We start from the raw sequence: 21,651 nt of genomic DNA, 5'->3' as shown, positions 1-21,651 counted from the left end.
AGCCCGGACAGATGCGCAGCATCGCCTCCGGGAAGCTGGACGCTCCGTAGCCTGATGCTATCGTGCCAGCCGCAGCTGCTGCAGGTTGCCATCCAGCTGTAAATCGGTTTGCAGGCGCGCGATTTCCCGGCAGGTGAAGGCCATCTCTTTGTGTTCTTCCAGCTTTTTACGCCACTTCTCCGGCACGTCCGCCAGCCGGGCGTAGATCCCTTCCAGATCCTGAAAATCGGTTAATAACTGGGCTGCGCTTTTGGGCCCAATGCCCGCCACGCCGGGAACCCTGGAGCTGCTGATGCCCGCCAGCCCCCAGTAGTCGGGTAGCTGCTCCGGCGTCACGCCGAACTCTTTGGCGATAAACGGCGCGTCGAGCCAGCGCTTCTGGAAATAGTCGCGGATGCGGATCGTCGGCGACAGTAGCTGGCAGTAGCCTTTGTCGGTTGAAACGATGGTCGCCTGGTGCCCGGCCTGCGCCACCTTAACCGCCAGAGTCGCGGCAAGATCGTCGGCTTCGCTGCCGCTGAGCGCCCAGCAACGAAACCCGCGCTGCTCAAATGCCGCCCGCAGCGCCGGCATTTCCGCCTCGAGGGTTTCCGGCATCGGCGCGCGCCCGGCTTTATAATCGGGCAGGCGCTGGTGCCGCCAGCCGTGGCCGCGATCTTCGTCATCAAATACCGCCACCACGTGGGTCGGCTGGCTATGGAGCACCAGCTGCTCGAGGGCATGTAAGCAGGTATCGACGCAGGGTGAACCCTGCACCGCGTGGATGCGGCGAATCAGATTAAGTGCGTCGACGATGAGTAAATGAACGGCCACGATTCTCCCCTTAAAACCTGGCCCATCAGGCTATTTTATTTGCTGGTTTGACGCCGGACAGTGCGCAAAAGCCTCACGTACTACCTCTACGCTCCGGCTTCTGCACGCTCTTCGGGCCAAACTGTCTGCAACGATGATGCCTGGTGGGTTAGGTTCCTGTTCTCAATGCTTTTTAGGGTAACATCGCCGCGCGGATGAGGCTATTGGCGCCTGGAAAATCAGGAAGATGACTCGCAGTTTCCGGCTAATCGACGTGCATCAGCAGGCCGAGATCGCTATTGGTGGCTTCGCCGTACCATACGGCTTCGCGCACTGAAACCGGTTTGTTGATAAGGCCCAGCGCGTAAAACCGATCGGCGATACTTTGCTGGGCGCGAATCACTTTAAGGTCCATTGTGCGCGGGCGATGGCTGCGGCGCGCCAGGGCTCGCGTCAGAGAAGCGGCGTTAAGACCCAGCTCGGCGGAGAGCAGCTCCGCGGCTTCTTCCCGATGCTGGTCGATAAACTGCCCGGTCTGCGCCAGCTCGGCGAATAGCCGCTGCATAATATCGCTATTGCGGCTGGCGTAGTCGCGGCGCGACAGATAGAACTGATGGTTGTTGACGCGCCCCTCGCCGCTGGCTACTACCCGTAATTCGCCGCTATCTTCCGCGTCGCTAAGCAGCGGATCCCACATCATCCAGGCGTCTACCGCCAGGTAGTCGCTGGCGGTCAGCGGATATTTCGGCGGAATATAGACCACTTTAACGTCGTTTAATCCCAGCCCAGCCTCTTCCAGAATATGCAGCAGCAGCCAGTGCACGTTCGAACCTTTATTCAGCGCGATACGCTTGCCGCGCAGGTCGGCAATGGTGCGAATGTCGCTGTGCTGTGGGACGACCATGGCCACGCTTTGCGGCGCGGGCGGTTCCCAGGCGACGTAGACCAGCTCGCTATTATTGGCCTGAGCGAAAACCGGCGGTGCTTCGCCGGTGGTGCCAAAGTCGATTTCATCGCAGGCCAGCGCGTGCAGGAGCTGCGGCCCGGCGGGAAACTCGCTCCACAGCACGCTGACGCCGCGGCTGGCAAAGGCTTTCTCCAGACTTTGCCGCGCCTTCAGAATGCCAAGATTGCCAAAACGCTGGAAGCCGATGCGCAGTTCCCGATCGCGAGAAACGTTATTGACCGCCGCTCCGAAGAGGGGTTCCTGGCGGCGGCGGCTTTTAATGATGCCAAAATTGGCCAGCTGCGTGCGCAGCGTGTGGCGGCTAATGCCGAGCAGCGCTGCGGCCTGGCTTTGGTTATCGTCGCATTGCGCCATCGCGCCGCGAATCAACGCCCCGGTGACCCTTTCCCACAGCGGCTCGCCCGGCAGGGAGAGTTGATGACGAATAAAGTCGTCCAGTTCGTTATCGCTTACCGCCGGTGAGGCGTCGCTTAGGGTGGTTAACCGGAGCTGAGCGGGGGCGATCTCCTCTTCTTTACTCAGCAATACCGCATTATGCAGAGTGTTCTCAAGTTCGCGAATATTGCCCGGCCAGGGGTACTCCATCAGCCTTGCCAGCGTCTCCGGGGCCAGACGACGAACCGGCCGACCCAGGCGGCGGGCGTAGAGCGTAAGGAAATGGTCCGCCAGAACGGGAATATCCTGGCGGCGCTGGCGCAGCGGCGGCAGCGGGACGATGGCGATATTCAGGCGATAGTAGAGGTCTTCGCGGAAACGACGCTCGCGGATAGCCTGCATCAGGTCTACATGGGTGGCGGCGATCACCCGGACATCGACCTTAATCGCTTTACGCGAGCCGACGCGGGTAATTTCGCGTTCCTGCAGGACGCGCAAGAGCTTCACCTGGAGCGCCAGGCTAAGTTCGCCGATTTCATCCAGCAGCAGCGTGCCGCCGTCTGCCGCTTCGAACCAGCCGGGATGGCTTTGCACCGCGCCGGTAAACGCGCCTTTTTCATGGCCGAACAGCTCCGCTTCCGCCAGGCTTTCGCTGAGCGCGCCGCAGTTAACGGCGAGAAACGGCCGCTGACGACGCGGACTATGATGATGCAGATAGCGGGCGACAACCTCTTTACCAGTACCGGTTTCGCCGACGATCAGCACGGTCGCTTCGGTGGGGGCCAGTTTATCCAGCAGGCTCTGAAAGGCTTTTGACGCCGGATCGATGAGCGCGGGCGTGGCGGCTGGGGTTTGCGGATTCAGCATGGGTGACCTCCGGTATGTGATGTCCTGAACTTATCCTGTGCCGGAGACGGAAACCAGAGGGCAAACCTGTCGTGCTGCTGCAAAGGCGGCAGCCTGAACGCATTGGCTGCTGCATTTGCGACAGCGTTATAAAACTAACTTTTATTTAACTCCATGATTTAAATATGTAAATTTTTTATTCACCATTGGCATGATTATCGCTAACACTCATATAACCAAATTAAAACATCTCTTCGATAAATATCGGATATGGTTATATAGGAAATGGATAATGACGCAAAAAACCGACGATAAAATCAATGTGTTCTGGTTTCTGCCTACCCACGGCGATGGCCGCTATCTGGGTACCGCAGAAGGCGGCCGCCCGGTTGACCTGCCTTACCTGCAGCAGGTGGCGCTGGCGGCCGACAGTCTCGGCTACTACGGGGTGCTGATCCCGACGGGGAAAAGCTGTGAAGACTCATGGCTGGTGGCATCGGCCCTGGCGCCGCTGACCCGCCGCCTGCGCTATCTGGTGGCCGTTCGTCCTGGCCTGCAGCCGCCAACGCTGGCGGCGAGAATGGCGGCGACGCTCGATCGCCTGTCGGGCGGCCGGCTGCTGATTAACGTCGTTACCGGTGGCGATCCGGTGGAGAACAAAGGCGACGGCATTTTCCTCAGCCACGGCGAACGCTATCAGGTGACCCGCGAATTTCTCGACGTCTACTCGCGCCTGCTGCAAGGTGAAAAGGTGGACTATCGCGGTGAGCATATCCACGTGGAAGGCGCTGAAGTGCTGTTTCCACCGGTGCAGGAAAACGGCCCGCCGCTTTACTTTGGCGGATCGTCCGAGGAGGCCATCGACGTCGCCGCCGATCAAATTGATACCTACCTGACCTGGGGCGAGCCGCCGGCGCTGGTGGCCGAAAAGCTGGCTATGGTGCGCGAGCGCGCCGCCGCCCGGGGCCGTACGCTGCAGTACGGGATTCGTTTGCACGTGATTGTTCGCGAAACCGAAGAAGAGGCGTGGGCCGCCGCCGATCGGCTGATTTCTCATCTTGACGACGAGACTATCGCCCAGGCGCAGAAAATTTTTGCCCGTATGGACTCTACCGGCCAGGCGCGAATGAGTTCGCTGCATAAAGGATCGCGCGACAATCTGCGTATTGCCCCGAATCTGTGGGCGGGCGTGGGGCTGGTGCGCGGCGGGGCCGGAACGGCGCTGGTTGGCAATCCGCAGCAGGTAGCAGAACGCATCCGTGAATATCAGGCGCTCGGTATCACCAACTTTATCTTCTCCGGCTATCCGCATCTGGAAGAGGCCCATCGCTTTGCCGACCTGGTCATGCCGTTATTGCCGCTGGCAGGCCATGAGCAGCCGAAGGCGCGTAGCGTCAATACCGGCCCGTTCGGCGAAACTATCGGCGGCGATAAACGTCCGGTGAAACAGGTGAGCGCAAGCTGAGGGGGACCGTATGTTGCACAGGTTTCTGAAGGCGGTGGGCTATGCAAACTGAACCGCACGTGGTGATTGTCGGCGGCGGATTTAGCGGCGCGGCGGTGGCGATTCATCTCCTGCGCCTGGCGCCGGTTGGCGTGCGGGTCACGCTGCTGGAGCCGCGCGAGGTGCCCGGCGCGGGCGTGGCCTACTCCACGACCGAACCGAGCCACAGAATCAACGTTCCCGCCGCGCGAATGCAGCTTGCCGGTGAAGAGGAGGGCGCGTTCGATCGCTGGTACCGCAGCCAGCCTGCTTTTGCAGAAGATCCGCAGGCGCTGCTGGAGGATGGCGCGGTTTATCCGCAGCGCGGCCAGTTTGGCCGCTACGTCGCCCAGCGTTTCGCTGAGGAGGCGCGCGCCAGCGCAGGGCGGCTGACGCATCTGCGCGAGCAGGCGCTGAGCATTCATCATGGCGAGGTCGTTACCGACAGCGGTCGGCGACTGTCGGCCGATCTACTGGTGCTGGCCATTAGCCATCCGCCCCCCTCTCTGCCGACGCTGACGATGCCGTTTGCGACTCATCCGGCGCTCATTGCTAATCCCTGGCGAGCGGGCGTGCTGGAAGCTATCGCACCGGAAGCGAGCGTCTCGATCGTGGGCACCGGCCTGACGATGGCGGATACCGTTGCCACCCTGACGCGGCTGGGCCATCGGGGGCCGATAACCGCATTTTCACGCCGCGGGCTGCTGTCCCGCAGCAACCTGAGCGGCAGCGGTGACCCCTGGCCTGGCGAATACGATCGCGGATCGCTGCGCCAGCGGCTGCGGCAGATCCGCGAGGATATCGCTCGCGCGGAGCAGCAGGGGCTGGCCTGGCAGGTGGTGATGGACGCGGTACGTAATCAGGGACAACGCATCTGGCAGGGGTTGACGGTCGCCGATCGCCAGCGCTTCTTGCGTCATTTGCGCAGCTACTGGGACGTTCACCGCTACCGTATCGCTCCGCAGGTCGCCGGGGTCCTTGAGCAGCGCCAGCGCGACGGCAGCCTGCGAGTACTGGCGGCCCGGCTGACGGCGCTGGAAGGCGATGCGCAAAGGCTGACGTTAACCCTGGCGCTCCGGTACGGTGAAGCACAGCGGGTGAGCGCTGACCACGTTATTTTAACCACCGGCCCGGCGCACGGGGCGCTGACCGATAGCCAGCCGCTGCTGCGCCAGCTAAGCCAGGATGGGCTGATTCGCGCCGACGCGTTCGGCCTCGGCCTGGACGTCGATCTTCGCTCGCGGGCCATTGGCCGGGAAGGGCGAGCTAATCCCAAACTACTGGTTTCCGGCCCTGCCGCGCGGGCCCGCTTCGGAGAGCTGATGGGGCTACCGCAGGTGGCTGACCATGCCGCTGACGTGGCCGCCGAAGCGCTGCAGACTCTGGGCGTCAAACAATCCGTCCGATGTCCGGCGTTCTGAACGCCTTTTATCCCCTGATTCCCTTAACTGATTATGCGCGCGGCCCGACAGCGGGGCGCGCCGTGGAGAAGCGCTATGTCATCACAACGTGAAATTCGTCTGAACGCTTTTGATATGAACTGCGTCGGCCATCAGTCGCCGGGGCTGTGGGCCCATCCGCGCGACCGCTCCTGGCAGTATAAAGATCTCGAGTATTGGGTCGACCTGGCGCGTCTGCTGGAGCGCGGCAAGTTTGACGGGCTATTTATCGCCGATGTGCTGGGCGTTTATGATGTGCTGAACGGCAACGGCGATGCGGCGATCCGCCAGGCGGCGCAGGTGCCGGTCAACGATCCGCTGGCGCTGATTACGCCGATGGCGCTGGTGACGGAGCATCTGGGATTCGGCCTGACCGCTTCGCTCTCCTTTGAGCATCCCTATCCGTTCGCCCGCCGTCTTTCGACCCTCGACCATCTGACGAAGGGGCGGGTGGGCTGGAATATCGTGACTTCCTATCTGGAGAGCGGGGCGCGGAACATTGGGCAAAAAGCGCAGACCGACCATGACGCCCGCTACGACTACGCCGATGAATACCTGGAGGTGGTCTATAAACTGCTGGAAGGCAGCTGGGAAGACGGCGCGGTGCTGCGCGACAGGGAGCGCAAGATCTTCAGCGATCCGCGAAAAATTCATCCGATCAACCATCAGGGGAACTTCTTCTCGGTACCGGGGATCCACCTTTGTGAGCCGTCGCCGCAGCGTACGCCGGTGCTCTATCAGGCGGGCGCCTCCAGCCGCGGCAAGCAGTTCGCCGCCGGCCACGCGGAGTGCGTATTTGTCGGCGCGCCGTCGAAGGTACTGCTGAAAAAGACGGTGGCGGATATTCGCCGTCGCGCCGAGGAAGCCGGGCGCGATCCGCGCAGCATCCTGATCTTCAATATGCAGACGGTCATCGTCGGCGAAACCGACCGTGAAGCCCAGGCTAAATGGCAGGAGTATAAACCGTACGTCAGCTACGAAGGGGCGCTGGCGCTGCTCTCCGGCTGGACCGGTATCGACCTTGGCCAGTATCAGCCGGACCAGGTGCTGGAGTATCTGCATACCAATGCGATTCAGTCGATGGTGGAGGCGTTTTCCACTGCCGATCCGAACAGCCAGTGGACCGTGCAGAAGCTGGCGGACTGGGCGGGGATTGGCGGCTTCGGGCCGCTGGTGGTCGGCAGTCCACAGACGGTCGCCGATGAGCTGCAGTCCTGGGTCGAAGAGACCGACGTCGATGGGTTTAATCTCGCCTATGCGGTGACCCACGAAACCTTCCGCGACGTGGTGGATTTACTGGTCCCGGAGCTGCAAAAGCGCGGCGTGTTTAAGCAGGAGTATCGCGAAGGAACCCTGCGCGAGAAGCTGTTCGGCGCCGGCCCGCGGCTGGCTGCGCCGCATCCGGGTGCAGGCTATCGCCACGGCGCGCGGGTGGCGGTCGGGAGCGAAGAGAAGGTGAGTTAATTTTGCTGGTCCCCCTCTCCCCGAAGGGCGGGGGACTGAACTGTGGGGCGGTAGGTTTTTCCCGGAGGCGGCGCTTGACGCGCCTGTCCGGGCTACGGGTCCACCGATGTCTGCGGATCGATAGCCCGGGTAAGGCGCTGGCGCCGGACCCGGGAAGGGAAAGCTTACTGCTTATCCAGCGACCAGGTCGCGCTGCGGACGTCCACCTTCACCGGTAGCAGACCGATGCGGGTGAAAGTGTCCGCCAGCGCCTGCTGCTCGTTATAGACTGCAGGCGTCATCCGCTCGGCGCCATAGGGCAGGCGCGCCAGCGTCTTCAGCCAGATAGCCTTATCCAGCCCGGTAGAAGCCGAGAGGATCCCGGCGGCATCGTCCTGATGGCTGTTGGCCCATTCGCTCAGTTTACCCAGTTCATCGACCACCTGCTTCGCGGTTTCAGGATAAGCGTCGGCAAATTTGCGGCTGGCCAGGTAGAAGGTATAGTGCGGTACCAGCCCTTCGGCATTGCGGATCTGTCGGGCTTTGGCGTTTGTTTCCACCTCGGCGAGGAACGGATCCCAGATAACCCATGCGTCAATCGCGCCGCGCTGGAAGGCGGCGCGGGCGTCGGCAGGCGGCAAATAGACCGGAGTGATATCTTTATAGCTTAATCCGGCTTTCTCCAGCGCAGCCACCAGCAGGTAGTTTACGTCGGAGCCTTTGTTGAGCCCCACGCGCTTGCCCTTAAGGTCGGCCACGCTCTTAATCGCCGAGTTTTCCGCCACTACGATGGCCTCGGTTTTTGGATTCGCCGGCGAGTGGGCTAAGTAGACCAGATCTGCCTTCGCCGCCTGGGCAAAGGCCGGCGGCGCATCGCCGGTTGCGGCGAGGTCGATGCTGCCGACGTTCAGCCCTTCCAGCATTTGCGGCCCGGCGGGGAATTCAATCCAGCGCACGGCGATGCCCTGCTTTTTAAACGTTTCATCGAGGGTGCCGCGATATTTCAGCAGCGCGAAGATATTGGCTTTCTGATAGCCGATATTGACGGTTTCCGGCGTTTTCGCCAGCGCGGAAGCGGATACGCCAGCCAGCATGAGCAGCAGCGCCGGACGAGACAGTCTGAGCATGATTTGTTCTCCTTGAGCGGTTTACCGTAAGGTAACAAATCGTCTTTATAACTAATAAATAACTAAATTATCATTTATATAACATAAATGAAGGGGGAGGGCAGGGGAAGGAAACCCGGCATGCCGCAGCATACCGGGAGGGGGTGTTAATCGCAGGCGACAATCTTCATGGCCAGGCCGCCGCGTGAGGTTTCACGATATTTGGCATTCATATCTTTGCCCGTTTCGTACATGGTCTCGATGACTTTATCGAGGCACACCCGCGGCTCGCTGGTGCGGCGCAGCGCCATGCGCGCGGCGTTGACCGCTTTAACCGCAGCGATAGCGTTACGCTCGATGCACGGCACCTGCACCTGACCGGCGACCGGGTCGCAGGTCAGACCGAGGTTGTGCTCCATACCGATTTCGGCGGCGATGCACACCTGGCCCGGGCTGCCGCCCAGCAGTTCCGCCAGTCCGGCTGCAGCCATTGAACAGGCAACGCCGACTTCGCCCTGGCAGCCCACTTCAGCGCCGGAAATCGAGGCGTTCATCTTATAAAGTGAGCCAATGGCGCTGGCGACCAGCATATAGCGCGCCAGCGAGTTGGCGTTCACTTTGCGGATAAATTTGTCGTAGTAGGCCAGTACCGCAGGCACGATGCCGCAGGCGCCGTTGGTTGGTGCGGTCACGACGCGTCCGCCGGCGGCGTTCTCTTCGTTAACCGCCAGGGCGAACATATTAATCCAGTCAACGACCGCCATCGGGTCGCTGCTGGTGTTGTCCTGGCTTACCAGCATCCGGCGCAGCGCGGCGGCGCGGCGGGGAACCCGCAGCTTGCCCGGCAGAACGCCCTCGGTGGTGATGCCGCGTTCAATGCCGCTGCTCATCACTTCCCAGACGGCGGCAAAGTGCTGTTCCAGCGCTTCTTTACTGTGCAGCGCCAGCTCGTTTTGCATCATCAGACCGGAAAGCGACAGCCCGCTTTCACGGCAGTGGCGCTGGAGGTCGGCGGCGTTTTTATATGGAAAAGGTACGGCGACCGGCGCTTCGCGGGTGACGCCGAAATGCGCTTCGTCGACGATAAACCCGCCGCCGATGGAGTAGTACGTCTGGCTGTAGAGAACCTGGTCGCCGGCGAGGGCGGTAATTCGCATGCCGTTCTCATGCAGCGACAGATTGTCGGCATGGAAATTCATGCACTGATCGACCGGGAACGCCACTTCCTGCTGGCCGTTTGCCAGCATCAGGCGGCCATGGGTGTTGACGTCCTGGATAAAACTGGGGATAGCGTCAATGTCGACGGTATCCGGCAGGTTGCCCGCCAGGCCCATAATAATCGCGATGTCGGTATGGTGGCCTTTACCGGTCAGGGAAAGGGAGCCGTAGACATCGACGATGACTTTGGTCACCTCGGAGAGCAGCCCGCGCTCAATAAGATCGTCCGTGAATTGTTTGCCCGCTTTCATCGGTCCAACGGTGTGGGAGCTGGAAGGGCCAATGCCGATTTTAAAAATATCGAATACGCTGATCATGATGCATCCAGTGCTGTCGGGGAGCGCCGCCGTCAGGCGGCGCGGGGATATTAGCTAAACAGAGAGTAGAAAATCGCGGAGATAGCAATCAGGCCCATAATCACCACGAAAACGTTGCTGACGTGGCCGCTGTATTTGCGCATAGCCGGGACTTTCTGAATGGCGTACATCGGCATCAGAAACAGAATCATCGCAATGATCGGGCCGCCCAGGGTTTCGATCATCCCGAGGATGCTTGGGTTCAGCGTTGCCACAATCCAGGTGGTGACCAGCATGAACAGGGCAGTGATTTTGTTCAGTTTGTTGATTTCGATGGACTTGCCTTTACCGCGCAGGGATTTAATCACCATGCCGTTAAAGCCTTCGCGAGCGCCCAGATAGTGGCCGAGGAAGGATTTAGTGATGGCGATCATCGCGATGATCGGCGCCATCCAGGCGATGATTGGCGCGTTAAAGTGGTTCGCCAGGTAAGACAGAATCGAGATGTTCTGCTCTTTTGCCGCCGCCAGATCCGCCGGGGAGAGGCTCAGTACGCAGCTGAAGACGAAGAACATAACGGTCAGTACCATCATAATGTGCGCGCGGGCCAGAATGCTGGAGCATTTTTTCTCAGCGCCTTCGCCGTACTCTTCGCGTTTAGCAACGGCGAAGGAGGAGATGATCGGCGAGTGGTTAAAAGAGAATACCATCACCGGTATTGCCAGCCACAGGGTCATCCACAGGCCGTTGCCGGTGGCGGTAGCGCTACTCAGGGAGAGGGTTTCCAGCGCCGCGCCGTTCCACTGCGGGATCAGGTACAGAGCCAGAATCATCAGCGCGACCACGAACGGGAATACCAGCACGCTCATCGCTTTGACGATCATCTGCTCGCCGAAGCGCACGATAGTCATCATGCCGACAATCAGAATCAGGGAAAGAATGGCGCGCGGCGGCGGCGTTATGTGCAACTGGTGCGCCATAAAGCTTTCGACGGTATTGGTGATCGCCACGCTGTATACCAGCAGAATCGGGTAGATGGCGAAAAAGTAAAGCAGGGTAATCAGTTTACCTGCGCCGACGCCGAAGTGCTCCTCGACGACTTCGGTGATGTCTTCGCCCGGGTTCTTACCGGACAGCACGAAACGGGTCATTCCGCGGTGGGCGAAGAAGGTCATCGGAAAGGCCAGAATCGCCATGATGATCAGCGGGATCATACCGCCGACGCCGGCGTTGATCGGCAGGAACAGTACGCCCGCGCCGATAGCCGTGCCGTACAGGCCCAGCATCCACATGGTGTCCGTCTTACGCCAACCGCTACGGGTAGCATCCGTAACGATGGTGCTGGTTTGAGTGGTTTCCATCTGTATCTCCTGGAGGAAGCAACAAAATCTAATGAAAAAAAACGACTAAATAATATGAAATTCGTTTGTGTACGGTTTTTTAGGCATTTTCTCCGTAACAATTGGTGCGGGAAGATACATTTATATGGTGAATGCATCAGTGATCGCGATCCCAAATGCAATAATCCACTTTTAATGTGCGTATTTTTAGTCCAACAGCCTGTTTCTGGTGATCAGCCAGAGAATTGTGGTGCGGAGGCTATCATTTTCAGCATATGAGATAATAGTGGTGTGACGTAATAACGAGGTTTTTACTGTAAAAATGCGATGTTATCGACATTTTTACGTTAAAAGGCGTTTTTCCTGGTGATATTTATTGCTGTATTTGGAAACGCAAACGATTGGCTTTGTAAAAATGCATCTGGAAAATTCACAAAGTAAATGAATCATTTGGAAATAATACGCGCTGAGTGATGAGCGAGGCAGCAGTACTGTGGCCTGGCGAGGAAGCGTTGCCCGGGCAGAGCGCGAACCGCTGCCCGGGAGAAGAACAGAAGAGAACTCAGGAACAGATTTCGTAGCAGGGGATATAGGCGGTGCCGCCCGGCAGCTTCATACGATGCTGAGCGACGAAGCCCTGCAGCAGATCGTCCATGCGGCGCATCATTGCCGGGTCGCCGTGAATTTTATACGGACCGAATTTTTCGATAGCCTGGATGCCCACCTCTTTGACGTTACCAGCGACGATACCGGAGAAGGCGCGGCGGAGATCCGCTGCCAGCACTTCTACCGGCTGGTCCGGATAGAGTTTGAGATTGGCCATATTCTCATGGGTAGGATCGAACGGCATCTGCAGATCCGGAGCAATGCGCATCGACCAGTTGAAGCTGTAAGCATCGCCGGTCTCGCGACGATTCTCTTTCACCATCGGCATTGCTTTTTTCATCTGGCGGGCTACTTCAGCGGCGTCGTCAACGATAATGCGATAGTGGCGACGGGCGGATTCGCCCAGCGTATGGACGATAAACTCATCCAGCACGCGGAAATAATCGGCGCTCTCTTTTGGCCCGGTAAGAATCAGCGGCAGAACCTGCGACTTGTTCGACGGATGCATCAAAATGCCCAGCAGATAGAGCAGCTCTTCCGCTGTACCTACGCCGCCCGGGAAGATGATAATGCCGTGAGCGATGCGCACGAAGGCTTCCAGACGTTTCTCGATATCCGGCATGATGATCAGCTCGTTGACCAGCGGGTTAGGCGGCTCGGCGGCGATAATGGACGGCTCGGTCATGCCGATAAAGCGGCTGTCTCTGTAGCGCTGCTGCGCGTGGCCGACGGCTGCGCCTTTCATCGGCGCTTCCATGGCGCCCGGCCCGCAGCCGGTACAGATATTCAGCTCACGCAGGCCCAGCTGAGTGCCGACGCGGCGAGCGTAGAGATATTCGTTTTCGTTAATCGAGTGGCCGCCCCAGCAGACAATCATATTTGGCGCTTCGCCGACGTGCAGGGCGCGGGCGTTGCGCAAAATAGAGAACACCAGGTTGGTGATATGCACCGAGCTTTCAAGATCGAGATTCGGGAAGCGGACGGTGTTATGGATCTGGCCGTAGACAAACAGGATATCGCGCAGTACGGCAAACAGGTTGGCCTGCAGGGAACGGATAATACGCCCGTCAACGAAAGCATCTTCCGGCGGGTTAATCAGTTCCAGCTTCACGCCGCGTTCGCGACGCAGCACGTTAATATCGAAGTTTTCAAAACGAGACAGGAGCTCCTTGCTGTTATCGGTCAGGCTCCCCGAGTTGAGCACAGCAAGCGAGCAGTTACGAAAGAGTTGATACAGGTCACTGCTGGCGGTGCGTTTAAGCATATCCACTTCCAGCTGCGACAGCATATCCATTGAACCAAGCGGGCTAACATGTGTAATCAAGTGAACTCCTTACAGGACGATTATCGTCTTCCTGTGATTACAATAGCCCTGCTGATGGCGTTTTCACAACCTTGCGCGCGGGTTAACGCACGCAAATTGTGAAAATGTTTACTATTGGCGAGCGAGGCGGCCGATGGCCGGAACAAAATCGGTGTTGCTGCGCCACGGGTTGATGTCCAGGCCGCCGCGCCGCGTATAGCGCGCATAAACGGAAAGGGCTTCCGGCTGGCAGAAACGCTGAATATCGCTGAAGATGCGCTCTACGCACTGTTCGTGGAATTCGTTGTGATGGCGGAACGAAACCAGATAGCGCAGCAGCTTTTCGCGATCGATTTTTGCCCCGCGATAGCGGATCTGTACCGAACCCCAGTCGGGCTGGTGGGTAATCAGGCAGTTGGATTTCAGTAAATGGCTGACCAGCGTCTCTTCAACCACTTTACCGCCAGCGGCATCCTGCAGGTAATCAGCGCTGAACTGATAGTTATCAATTTCAATATCCTGATCGTCAATACAGGTGCCGTGCAGATGCGCCACCGGCTGGCCTTCGAGTTCATCGAGGCGATACAGCGACACCTTGACTTCCCCTTGCGCACAGGCGCTGAGATCGCGCGCCAGCGTCGCCTCGACCTCCTGCCAGTCGGCAAAACGCGTCTGGTTAAAGCTATTGAGATAGAGCTTAAAGCTTTTTGATTCCACCAGATTCACGGTCGTGTCGCTGAGCTCAACGTGGCCCACGGCAACCTGCGGCAGGCCTTTCGCATTCAGCCAGGAGAGTTCATACAGCGTCCAGATATCGGCGCCGTGAAACGGCAGGCTATCGGCGTGCAGGCCCAGCGGATCGCGGTTCAGGCTGCGCGGTACGCCCTGAAGCAGGCTGGCGTCGTAAGTATCGCGGTAATCGGTTGATTTACCGAGCGTCAGGCCGGCGAGCGCCTGGTGGTTATCGTAAGAAGACATGTTTCACCATAGTTAAAGCGGTTACACTATATGCCAAGTGTATCCTGTCTAACGTGAAGAGAGAAACCGGTGGATCAGCAAACCGCAGAAGCGCTACAAGCATTTACCCAACGTTATTGTGAGGCGTGGCAGCAGCAGCGCTCCAGCCTGCCGCGTAGCGAAGAGCTTTACGGCATTCCGTCGCCGTGCATCAGCGCCACGGATGATGATGGCGTTTTCTGGCAGCCGCAGCCGTTTTCTTTAGAACAAAACATTAACGCGGTTGAACGGGCGCTGGAGATTGTGGTACAACAACCGCTTCATGCTTATTATACCACTCAGTTTGCCGGCGATATGCAGGCACGTTTTGCCGATGAGAGCATGACGCTGCTGCAAACCTGGAGTCCGGACGACTTCCAGCGGGTGCAGGAAAATCTGATTGGCCATCTGCTGGTGCAAAAGCGTTTGAAGCTGTCTCCCACGCTGTTTATCGCCACGCTGGACAGCGAACTGGACGTCATTTCGGTCTGTAATATGAGCGGCGAAGTGATCAAAGAAACGCTCGGGACCCGTAAACGTACGACCCTTTCTCCCTCGCTTGCGAGTTTCCTTAATTCCCTTAAGCCCGTTCTGTAATCTAAAGTTCCTGAGCTTTTGTGAGAGATCTCTTACAAGACCTGTAAGAGATCGTCATCATTTGAGGCGATCCCCTGCAAATACTATTTCAATAAAATACATTAATTTCAAATGGTTAATGGTTTTATGATTCATCATGAAGACGATAAATCTTAAGATATTGTCTTAACAAGGGTTGTAAGACGGGGCGGAATCAGGGATTCTATACACGTCGACAGGGAGTCGATAAATGAAGTGAACATCAGGATGATGACGCTTCGAGAGGACCCGCCAGGACGGCGTCGCAAGGACAGGCTTCAGGATGAAGCACAGGATAGCGCAGGATTGCGTAAAGGACACCTCCAGGAAGGAGAAAGAGAGCCGGTCAGGATGCCCGGTGGATCAGGAAGATCGGGATAGACTTACGGATGAGTTATTTCACATCGGGGTGGTGTGAAAGCAGGATGCAACAGTTTACGGATGAACATGGTCAGGAGACCTCAGGAAAAGTTTTCAAGGACGAGCAGGGAGCACCAATGTAGCTGGATTGCTGCAAAACGAACCGGGAGCACTGTTTATACAGTGCTCCCTTTTTTTATTTCTCTTCTGAATTTGCTATTCTGCGCCGGTTTTCAACTCATCGAGGTTTCCCATGACTCTTGACCATCGCGTGCGCGAGCGCCTGCTCGCCATTGAAGCGCTGCTGCGCGAAACGGAACACTGGCAGGATAGCGCTCCCGACAGCCGCGCGTTTGCCAGCGAACAGCCGTTTTGCCTCGACACCATGGAGCCGCTTGAATGGCTGCAGTGGGTATTAATACCGCGCATGCATCAGCTTCTGGAAAGCGGCATGCCGCTGCCGCAAAATTTCGCCGTTGCCCCCTACTATGAGATGGCCCTGGATAATGCTCATCCCGTGCGCGAGCGGGTGCTTACCGAGCTGCTTCTGCTGGATGCGCTGTTTGCCGGCGGCGACGCCTGATGCTGGAGATTTTATATCAGGACCCGTGGCTGGTAGCGGTGAACAAGCCTTCGGGCTGGCTGGTGCATCGTAGCTGGCTGGATCGTGATGAAAAAGTGGTGGTGATGCAGACCGTGCGCGACCAGATAGGCCAGCACGTGTTCACCGCTCACCGCCTCGACAGGCCGACTTCCGGCGTGCTGCTAATGGGACTGTCGAGCGAAGCGGGAAGACTGTTGTCGCAGCAGTTCGAGCAGCATCAAATGCAGAAACGCTATCATGCGATAGCCCGCGGCTGGTTGAGCGAAGAAGCGGAGCTTGATTATCCTCTGGTTGAGGAGCTGGATAAAATTGCCGATAAGTTCGCCCGCGAAAATAAAGATCCGCAGCCGGCGGTCACCCATTATCGCGGCCTGGCGACGATAGAAATGCCGGTGGCGACCGGACGTTATCCTACCACCCGCTATAGCCTGGTGGAGCTGGAACCGAAAACCGGACGTAAGCACCAGCTGCGCCGTCATCTTGCCCATCTTCGCCATCCGATTATCGGCGACAGTAAACACGGCGATCTGCGGCAGAATCGCAGCGCGGCCGAACACTTTGGCTGCGATCGGCTAATGCTTCATGCCAGCCAGCTATCGTTAACGCATCCTTTTACCGGTGTACCGCTGGTTATTCGCGCTGGCCTTGACGACGTCTGGATGCGCGCGCTGTCGCAGTTTGGCTGGCGCGGCCTTCTCCCGTTAAATGAAAGGGTTGAGTTTGCCGACGACTGCGGTCAGGATGAAGAGATACAGGTCACTTCAGGGAGATAGTCATGGCAGAAGTCGGAATTTTTGTCGGTACGATGTATGGAAATTCGCTCCTGGTCGCCGAAGAGGCGCAGGCTATTTTGAGCGGACTGGGGCATCAGGCGAAAGTCTTTGAAGATCCCGAAGTCAAAGACTGGGAGTCGTATACCGGAAAATATGCGCTGGTGGTGACATCGACCACCGGGCAGGGCGATTTACCGGACAGCATTGTGCCTTTATACGAAGGCATCAAAGATATGTATCAGCCGCATTTGCGCTATGGAATTATTGCCCTGGGCGATAGCACCTACGCTAACTTCTGCGGCGGCGGTTTGAAGTTTGATGCGTTATTGCAGGAACAGGGCGGCACGCGCGTTGGCGATATGCTGACGATCGATGCCAGCGAAGATCCGGAACCTGAAAGCGTTGCTAACCCATGGGTAGCGCAGTGGGCGTCGCTGCTTGATTAACAACCTAATTCCATCAGGGCTATTTTGTTTGCCATTTTGCCCTCGGGCGGTGCTCAGACTGTTTGGCTAATACCCTGGCGGCACAGCTCCTAAAAGTTTCGCCCTCTCCCTACACTAGAGGGCGCCCCTTTCTTTACTGATGTTAAATGCCAGTGGCCAGATAAACGGCCAAAATCATCGTAGCAATTCTTCAGGCGCACGGCTTCGGGCATTTGCCTTAAAACCTGTGTAATGCCATGGTCTTTACCGGGCTATTTCACGGGGTCAAGAGAGTTGATTCACACTCCTGTCTTTTGCACCGCGCTTTGCGTCTATGAACGGGCGCGGCTTTTCATTTCCGTGAACCATCCCCCATCTCATTAGGCATAAGCCATAAATCAGATTTACTCAGGCGGCGAAAGCTGTGTATTTGCACGGTGAGCCCGTCAGCCCCTCTTTTTATACTTTTCCTGCCAGTTAAAAATGCAGTGCCAGATATAACGAAAATTATGAAAAACACTAACACGTCATTCTGAGTACCCTACAGGTTGTGCTGTTCAGAATGAACGTAGCTAACGCTATGATTCAGGAGTGCAACAATGAGTTCATTAAGTCAGGCGGCAGGCGGCGCGGAAAAGCGCACCAATGCTCGCTACTGGATAGTGGTGATGTTGTTTATCGTCACATCCTTCAACTACGGCGACCGCGCCACCTTATCCATTGCCGGTTCGGAGATGGCCAAAGATATTGGTCTTGATGCCGTTGGCATGGGCTACGTCTTTTCCGCGTTCTCCTGGGCCTACGTGATCGGCCAGATCCCGGGCGGCTGGCTGCTTGACCGCTTCGGTTCTAAACGCGTCTACTTCTGGTCCATTTTTATCTGGTCCATGTTTACCCTGCTGCAGGGTTTCGTCGATATTTTTAGCGGCTTCGGCATTATCGTCGCGCTGTTCACCCTGCGTTTTCTTGTCGGCCTGGCCGAAGCGCCTTCCTTCCCCGGCAACAGCCGGATCGTCGCGGCGTGGTTCCCGGCGCAGGAGAGGGGCACGGCGGTGGCTATCTTTAACTCCGCGCAATATTTTGCCACCGTTATTTTTGCGCCGATCATGGGTTGGCTGACGCATGAGGTGGGCTGGTCGCACGTGTTCTTCTTTATGGGCGGTCTCGGCATTATCATCAGCTTTGTCTGGCTGAAGGTGATTCATGAACCTAACCAGCATCCGGGTGTAAACCAAAAAGAGCTCGATTACATCGCCGCAGGCGGCGCGCTGATCAATATGGATCAGGCGGCGGCCAAAGCTAAGGTGCCGTTTAGCGTAAAATGGGGGCAAATCAAGCAGCTGCTGGGTTCTCGCATGATGATTGGCGTCTATATCGGCCAGTACTGCATTAACGCTTTGACCTATTTCTTTATCACCTGGTTCCCGGTTTATCTGGTGCAGGCGCGCGGCATGTCGATCCTGAAGGCCGGTTTTGTCGCGTCGGTTCCGGCGATCTGCGGTTTCGCGGGCGGGGTTCTCGGCGGGATTATTTCCGACTGGCTGATGCGTCGTACCGGCTCGCTGAACATCGCACGTAAAACGCCTATCGTCATGGGGATGCTGCTGTCGATGGTGATGGTGTTCTGTAACTACGTCAACGTGGAGTGGATGATTATCGGCTTCATGGCGCTGGCCTTCTTCGGTAAAGGCATCGGTGCGCTGGGCTGGGCGGTTATGGCGGATACGGCGCCGAAAGAGATCAGCGGCCTGAGCGGCGGTCTGTTCAACATGTTCGGCAATATCTCCGGTATCGTGACGCCCATTGCTATCGGCTACATCGTTGGCACCACCGGTTCGTTTAACGGCGCGCTGATTTATGTGGGCGTTCATGCGCTGGTGGCGGTGCTGAGCTATCTGGTACTGGTGGGCGATATTAAACGTATCGAACTGAAACCTGTCGCAGGAAAATCATCATGACAACGCAATCGAGCCCTATTATCACCGATATGAAGGTTATCCCGGTGGCCGGGCAGGACAGTATGCTGCTTAACATCGGCGGCGCGCATAATGCGTACTTTACCCGCAATATTGTGGTGCTGACCGATAACGCCGGCAATACCGGGGTCGGCGAAGCACCGGGCGGCGAAGTGATTTATCAGACGCTGGTGGATGCCATCCCGACGGTATTAGGCCAGGAAGTCGCCCGCCTGAACAAAGTGGTTCAGCAGGTGCATAAAGGCAACCAGGCCGCGGACTTTGATACTTTTGGTAAAGGCGCCTGGACATTCGAGCTGCGGGTGAACGCGGTGGCGGCGCTGGAGGCTGCGCTGCTGGATCTGCTGGGCAAGGCGCTCAACGTGCCGGTTTGCGAGCTGCTGGGGCCGGGCAAGCAGCGCGATGAGGTGACCGTGCTGGGCTATCTGTTCTACGTGGGCGATCGCACCAAAACCGATCTGCCCTATCTGGAAAGCACGCCAGGCAACCATGAGTGGTATCGTCTACGCCATCAGGAAGCGCTGAACAGCGAGGCGGTGGTGCGCCTGGCGGAGGCCTCACAGGACCGCTACGGCTTTAAAGATTTTAAACTGAAAGGCGGCGTGCTGCCCGGCGAGCAGGAGATCGAAACCGCCCGCGCGTTGAAAAAGCGTTTTCCCGATGCGCGTATTACGGTTGATCCCAACGGCGCCTGGCTGCTGGATGAAGCCATCGCCCTGTGTAAAGGGCTGAACGAGGTGCTGACCTACGCGGAAGACCCCTGCGGCGCCGAACAGGGCTTCTCTGGCCGTGAAGTGATGGCGGAGTTTCGCCGCGCCACGGGTCTGCCGGTGGCAACCAATATGATCGCCACTAACTGGCGCGAAATGGGCCACGCGGTGATGCTGAATGCCGTGGATATTCCGCTGGCCGATCCGCACTTCTGGACCCTTTCCGGCGCGGTGCGCGTGGCGCAGCTGTGCGATGACTGGGGTCTGACCTGGGGCTGCCATTCCAATAACCACTTTGATATTTCACTGGCCATGTTCACCCACGTCGGCGCAGCGGCGCCGGGTAACCCCACGGCCATCGATACCCACTGGATTTGGCAGGAGGGAGATTGCCGCCTGACCAAAAATCCGCTGGAGATTAAGCACGGAAAAATTGCTGTTCCGGACGCGCCTGGACTCGGCGTCGAGCTGGACTGGGATCAGGTGCAGAAAGCGCATGAGGCGTATAAAAAGCTGCCCGGCGGCGCGCGTAATGACGCAGGCCCAATGCAGTACCTGATCCCCGGATGGACTTTTGACCGTAAACGCCCCGTTTTCGGCCGTCACTGATTTGAATAAGGACTAAATTATGAGCGCACAATTTTCGACCCCCGTTGTTTCTTCTATGCAGGTCATTCCGGTCGCGGGTCACGACAGCATGCTGATGAACCTGAGCGGCGCGCACGCCCCGTTCTTCACGCGTAATATCGTGGTAATCAAAGATAATTCCGGCCATACCGGCGTCGGCGAAATTCCCGGCGGAGAGAAAATCCGCAAGACCCTTGAGGACGCGATCCCGCTGGTGGTCGGTAAAACGCTGGGTGAATATAAAAACGTGCTGACCGCCGTACGCAATACTTTCGCCGATCGGGATGCCGGCGGACGCGGTTTGCAGACCTTCGATCTGCGTACCACAATTCACGTAGTGACCGGGATCGAAGCGGCGATGCTTGACCTGCTGGGCCAGCATCTGGGCGTGAACGTGGCGTCTCTGCTGGGCGATGGACAGCAGCGCAGCGAAGTGGAAATGCTGGGCTATCTGTTCTTCGTCGGCAATCGTAAAGCTACACCGCTGCCTTATCAGAGCCAGCCGGATGACCCGTGCGACTGGTATCGCCTGCGTCATGATGAGGCGATGACCCCGGATGCGGTGGTGCGTCTGGCGGAAGCCGCATATGAGAAATATGGTTTTAACGATTTTAAACTGAAAGGCGGCGTACTGGCCGGGGAAGAGGAAGCAGAGTCTATCGTCGCGCTGGCTAAGCGCTTCCCGCAGGCGCGCGTGACCCTCGATCCGAACGGCGCGTGGTCGCTGGATGAAGCGATCAAAATTGGTAAATACCTGAAAGGATCTCTGGCCTATGCGGAAGATCCGTGCGGCGCCGAGCAGGGCTTCTCCGGGCGTGAAGTGATGGCGGAGTTCCGCCGCGCCACCGGTCTGCCGACGGCGACCAATATGATCGCGACCGACTGGCGTCAGATGGGCCACACGCTGTCGCTGCAGTCCGTGGATATTCCGCTGGCGGATCCGCACTTCTGGACCATGCAGGGCTCCGTCCGCGTGGCGCAGATGTGCCACGAGTTCGGCCTGACCTGGGGCTCGCACTCTAACAACCACTTTGATATCTCGCTGGCGATGTTTACCCACGTGGCGGCAGCCGCGCCGGGTAAAATTACCGCTATTGATACGCACTGGATCTGGCAGGAAGGCAACCAGCGCCTGACCAAAGAACCGTTTGAAATTAAAGGCGGGATGGTACAGGTACCGGCGAAACCGGGGCTGGGCGTGGAGCTCGATATGGATCAGGTGATGAAAGCCCATGAGCTGTATCAGAAACACGGTCTGGGCGCGCGCGATGATGCGATGGGAATGCAGTATTTGATCCCGAACTGGACGTTTGATAACAAGCGTCCGTGCATGGTGCGCTAAGGAGATGCC

Annotated in this window: 17 protein-coding genes; 10 read left to right on the top strand and 7 right to left on the bottom strand. The window is 58.0% G+C overall.

The genetic code is table 11. The features are described 5' to 3' along the window. Window positions 1–57 precede the first annotated feature (57 nt). Both xni and HMPREF3178_RS21835 read right to left on the bottom strand, forming a co-directional pair. Entirely contained in the window at window positions 58–813 is a 756-nt protein-coding gene (gene xni / locus HMPREF3178_RS21840; RefSeq protein WP_004105061.1) for a flap endonuclease Xni, read from the bottom strand. Between the two features lie 244 nt (window positions 814–1,057). Continuing rightward, window positions 1,058–3,001, bottom strand: coding sequence for a sigma-54-dependent Fis family transcriptional regulator (locus tag HMPREF3178_RS21835; RefSeq protein WP_023329995.1), 1,944 nt, complete (start codon window positions 2,999–3,001; stop codon window positions 1,058–1,060). 271 nt (window positions 3,002–3,272) lie between these two features. On the opposite strand from HMPREF3178_RS21835, the gene ssuD reads away from it, so the two are divergent. The 3 genes from ssuD to HMPREF3178_RS21820 all read left to right on the top strand — a co-directional run bounded on the left by ssuD (window position 3,273) and on the right by HMPREF3178_RS21820 (window position 7,366). Next, entirely contained in the window at window positions 3,273–4,445 is a 1,173-nt protein-coding gene (ssuD, locus tag HMPREF3178_RS21830; protein WP_053064388.1) for an FMNH2-dependent alkanesulfonate monooxygenase, read from the top strand. Window positions 4,446–4,486: 41 nt separating this feature from the next. Then, window positions 4,487–5,884 carry an FAD/NAD(P)-binding protein gene (locus HMPREF3178_RS21825; RefSeq protein ID WP_053064387.1) on the top strand — a complete coding sequence of 466 codons (1,398 nt, stop codon included), beginning with the start codon at window positions 4,487–4,489 and terminating at the stop codon, window positions 5,882–5,884. Window positions 5,885–5,959: 75 nt separating this feature from the next. Further along, window positions 5,960–7,366: an LLM class flavin-dependent oxidoreductase gene (locus HMPREF3178_RS21820; protein ID WP_004105053.1), complete on the top strand. Its 1,407-nt coding sequence runs from the start codon at window positions 5,960–5,962 to the stop codon at window positions 7,364–7,366. A 164-nt stretch (window positions 7,367–7,530) separates the two neighbouring features. Here HMPREF3178_RS21820 and HMPREF3178_RS21815 read toward each other — a convergent pair whose 3' ends face one another. The 5 genes from HMPREF3178_RS21815 to queF all read right to left on the bottom strand — a co-directional run bounded on the left by HMPREF3178_RS21815 (window position 7,531) and on the right by queF (window position 14,192). Beyond that, window positions 7,531–8,472: a sulfonate ABC transporter substrate-binding protein gene (locus HMPREF3178_RS21815; protein ID WP_016809760.1), complete on the bottom strand. Its 942-nt coding sequence runs from the start codon at window positions 8,470–8,472 to the stop codon at window positions 7,531–7,533. Window positions 8,473–8,618: 146 nt separating this feature from the next. Further along, complete coding sequence (locus HMPREF3178_RS21810) at window positions 8,619–9,986, bottom strand: L-serine ammonia-lyase (protein ID WP_004105050.1); 1,368 nt, start codon at window positions 9,984–9,986, stop codon at window positions 8,619–8,621. A 50-nt stretch (window positions 9,987–10,036) separates the two neighbouring features. Then, complete coding sequence (locus HMPREF3178_RS21805; protein WP_004105047.1) at window positions 10,037–11,326, bottom strand: HAAAP family serine/threonine permease; 1,290 nt, start codon at window positions 11,324–11,326, stop codon at window positions 10,037–10,039. Between the two features lie 541 nt (window positions 11,327–11,867). After that, window positions 11,868–13,235, bottom strand: a complete 1,368-nt coding sequence (gene ppnN, locus HMPREF3178_RS21800; RefSeq protein WP_004105045.1) for a nucleotide 5'-monophosphate nucleosidase PpnN — start codon at window positions 13,233–13,235, stop codon at window positions 11,868–11,870. Window positions 13,236–13,346: 111 nt separating this feature from the next. Beyond that, window positions 13,347–14,192, bottom strand: a complete 846-nt coding sequence (queF, locus tag HMPREF3178_RS21795) for an NADPH-dependent 7-cyano-7-deazaguanine reductase QueF (protein ID WP_004114939.1) — start codon at window positions 14,190–14,192, stop codon at window positions 13,347–13,349. 69 nt (window positions 14,193–14,261) lie between these two features. Between queF and syd the strand changes: the two genes are divergently transcribed. From syd to gudD, 7 genes are all read left to right on the top strand, one after another. Further along, the gene (gene syd / locus HMPREF3178_RS21790; RefSeq protein WP_004105039.1) at window positions 14,262–14,807 is read left to right on the top strand and encodes a SecY-interacting protein; all 546 of its coding nucleotides are present in this window, start codon (window positions 14,262–14,264) and stop codon (window positions 14,805–14,807) included. A 631-nt stretch (window positions 14,808–15,438) separates the two neighbouring features. Continuing rightward, entirely contained in the window at window positions 15,439–15,768 is a 330-nt protein-coding gene (locus tag HMPREF3178_RS21785; protein ID WP_017145474.1) for a YqcC family protein, read from the top strand. After that, on the top strand, window positions 15,768–16,562 hold the full coding sequence (gene truC, locus HMPREF3178_RS21780; protein ID WP_016807600.1) for a tRNA pseudouridine(65) synthase TruC: 795 nt from the start codon (window positions 15,768–15,770) through the stop codon (window positions 16,560–16,562). The genes HMPREF3178_RS21785 and truC overlap by 1 nt, the downstream gene beginning before the upstream one ends. Window positions 16,563–16,564: 2 nt before the next feature. Next, window positions 16,565–17,008, top strand: coding sequence for a flavodoxin (locus HMPREF3178_RS21775; RefSeq protein ID WP_004105033.1), 444 nt, complete (start codon window positions 16,565–16,567; stop codon window positions 17,006–17,008). Between the two features lie 578 nt (window positions 17,009–17,586). Next, window positions 17,587–18,945, top strand: a complete 1,359-nt coding sequence (gene gudP, locus HMPREF3178_RS21770; protein WP_004105031.1) for a galactarate/glucarate/glycerate transporter GudP — start codon at window positions 17,587–17,589, stop codon at window positions 18,943–18,945. Then, the gene (locus tag HMPREF3178_RS21765) at window positions 18,942–20,282 is read left to right on the top strand and encodes an enolase C-terminal domain-like protein (protein WP_017145475.1); all 1,341 of its coding nucleotides are present in this window, start codon (window positions 18,942–18,944) and stop codon (window positions 20,280–20,282) included. The genes gudP and HMPREF3178_RS21765 overlap by 4 nt, the downstream gene beginning before the upstream one ends. A 19-nt stretch (window positions 20,283–20,301) precedes the next feature. Next, on the top strand, window positions 20,302–21,642 hold the full coding sequence (gene gudD, locus HMPREF3178_RS21760; RefSeq protein WP_016807599.1) for a glucarate dehydratase: 1,341 nt from the start codon (window positions 20,302–20,304) through the stop codon (window positions 21,640–21,642). Window positions 21,643–21,651 lie beyond the last annotated feature (9 nt).

It is taken from the genome of Klebsiella sp. HMSC09D12 (genome assembly GCF_001808475.1).
Taxonomy (GTDB): domain Bacteria; phylum Pseudomonadota; class Gammaproteobacteria; order Enterobacterales; family Enterobacteriaceae; genus Klebsiella; species Klebsiella oxytoca.
The sequence above is the reverse complement of the archived record's forward strand: the minus strand, read 5'-3'. Positions and strand labels throughout refer to the sequence as shown.

Excerpts from the sequence above, each read along its gene's own strand:
- HMPREF3178_RS21835 (WP_023329995.1), bottom strand. The coding sequence starts at position 3,001 with ATGCTGAATCCGCAAACCCCAGCCGCCACGCCCGCGCTCATCGATCCG.
- ssuD (WP_053064388.1), top strand. The coding sequence starts at position 3,273 with ATGACGCAAAAAACCGACGATAAAATCAATGTGTTCTGGTTTCTGCCT.
- HMPREF3178_RS21825 (WP_053064387.1), top strand. The coding sequence starts at position 4,487 with ATGCAAACTGAACCGCACGTGGTGATTGTCGGCGGCGGATTTAGCGGC.
- HMPREF3178_RS21820 (WP_004105053.1), top strand. The coding sequence starts at position 5,960 with ATGTCATCACAACGTGAAATTCGTCTGAACGCTTTTGATATGAACTGC.
- HMPREF3178_RS21815 (WP_016809760.1), bottom strand. The coding sequence starts at position 8,472 with ATGCTCAGACTGTCTCGTCCGGCGCTGCTGCTCATGCTGGCTGGCGTA.
- HMPREF3178_RS21810 (WP_004105050.1), bottom strand. The coding sequence starts at position 9,986 with ATGATCAGCGTATTCGATATTTTTAAAATCGGCATTGGCCCTTCCAGC.
- HMPREF3178_RS21805 (WP_004105047.1), bottom strand. The coding sequence starts at position 11,326 with ATGGAAACCACTCAAACCAGCACCATCGTTACGGATGCTACCCGTAGC.
- queF (WP_004114939.1), bottom strand. The coding sequence starts at position 14,192 with ATGTCTTCTTACGATAACCACCAGGCGCTCGCCGGCCTGACGCTCGGT.
- HMPREF3178_RS21785 (WP_017145474.1), top strand. The coding sequence starts at position 15,439 with ATGACTCTTGACCATCGCGTGCGCGAGCGCCTGCTCGCCATTGAAGCG.
- truC (WP_016807600.1), top strand. The coding sequence starts at position 15,768 with ATGCTGGAGATTTTATATCAGGACCCGTGGCTGGTAGCGGTGAACAAG.
- HMPREF3178_RS21775 (WP_004105033.1), top strand. The coding sequence starts at position 16,565 with ATGGCAGAAGTCGGAATTTTTGTCGGTACGATGTATGGAAATTCGCTC.
- gudP (WP_004105031.1), top strand. The coding sequence starts at position 17,587 with ATGAGTTCATTAAGTCAGGCGGCAGGCGGCGCGGAAAAGCGCACCAAT.
- HMPREF3178_RS21765 (WP_017145475.1), top strand. The coding sequence starts at position 18,942 with ATGACAACGCAATCGAGCCCTATTATCACCGATATGAAGGTTATCCCG.
- gudD (WP_016807599.1), top strand. The coding sequence starts at position 20,302 with ATGAGCGCACAATTTTCGACCCCCGTTGTTTCTTCTATGCAGGTCATT.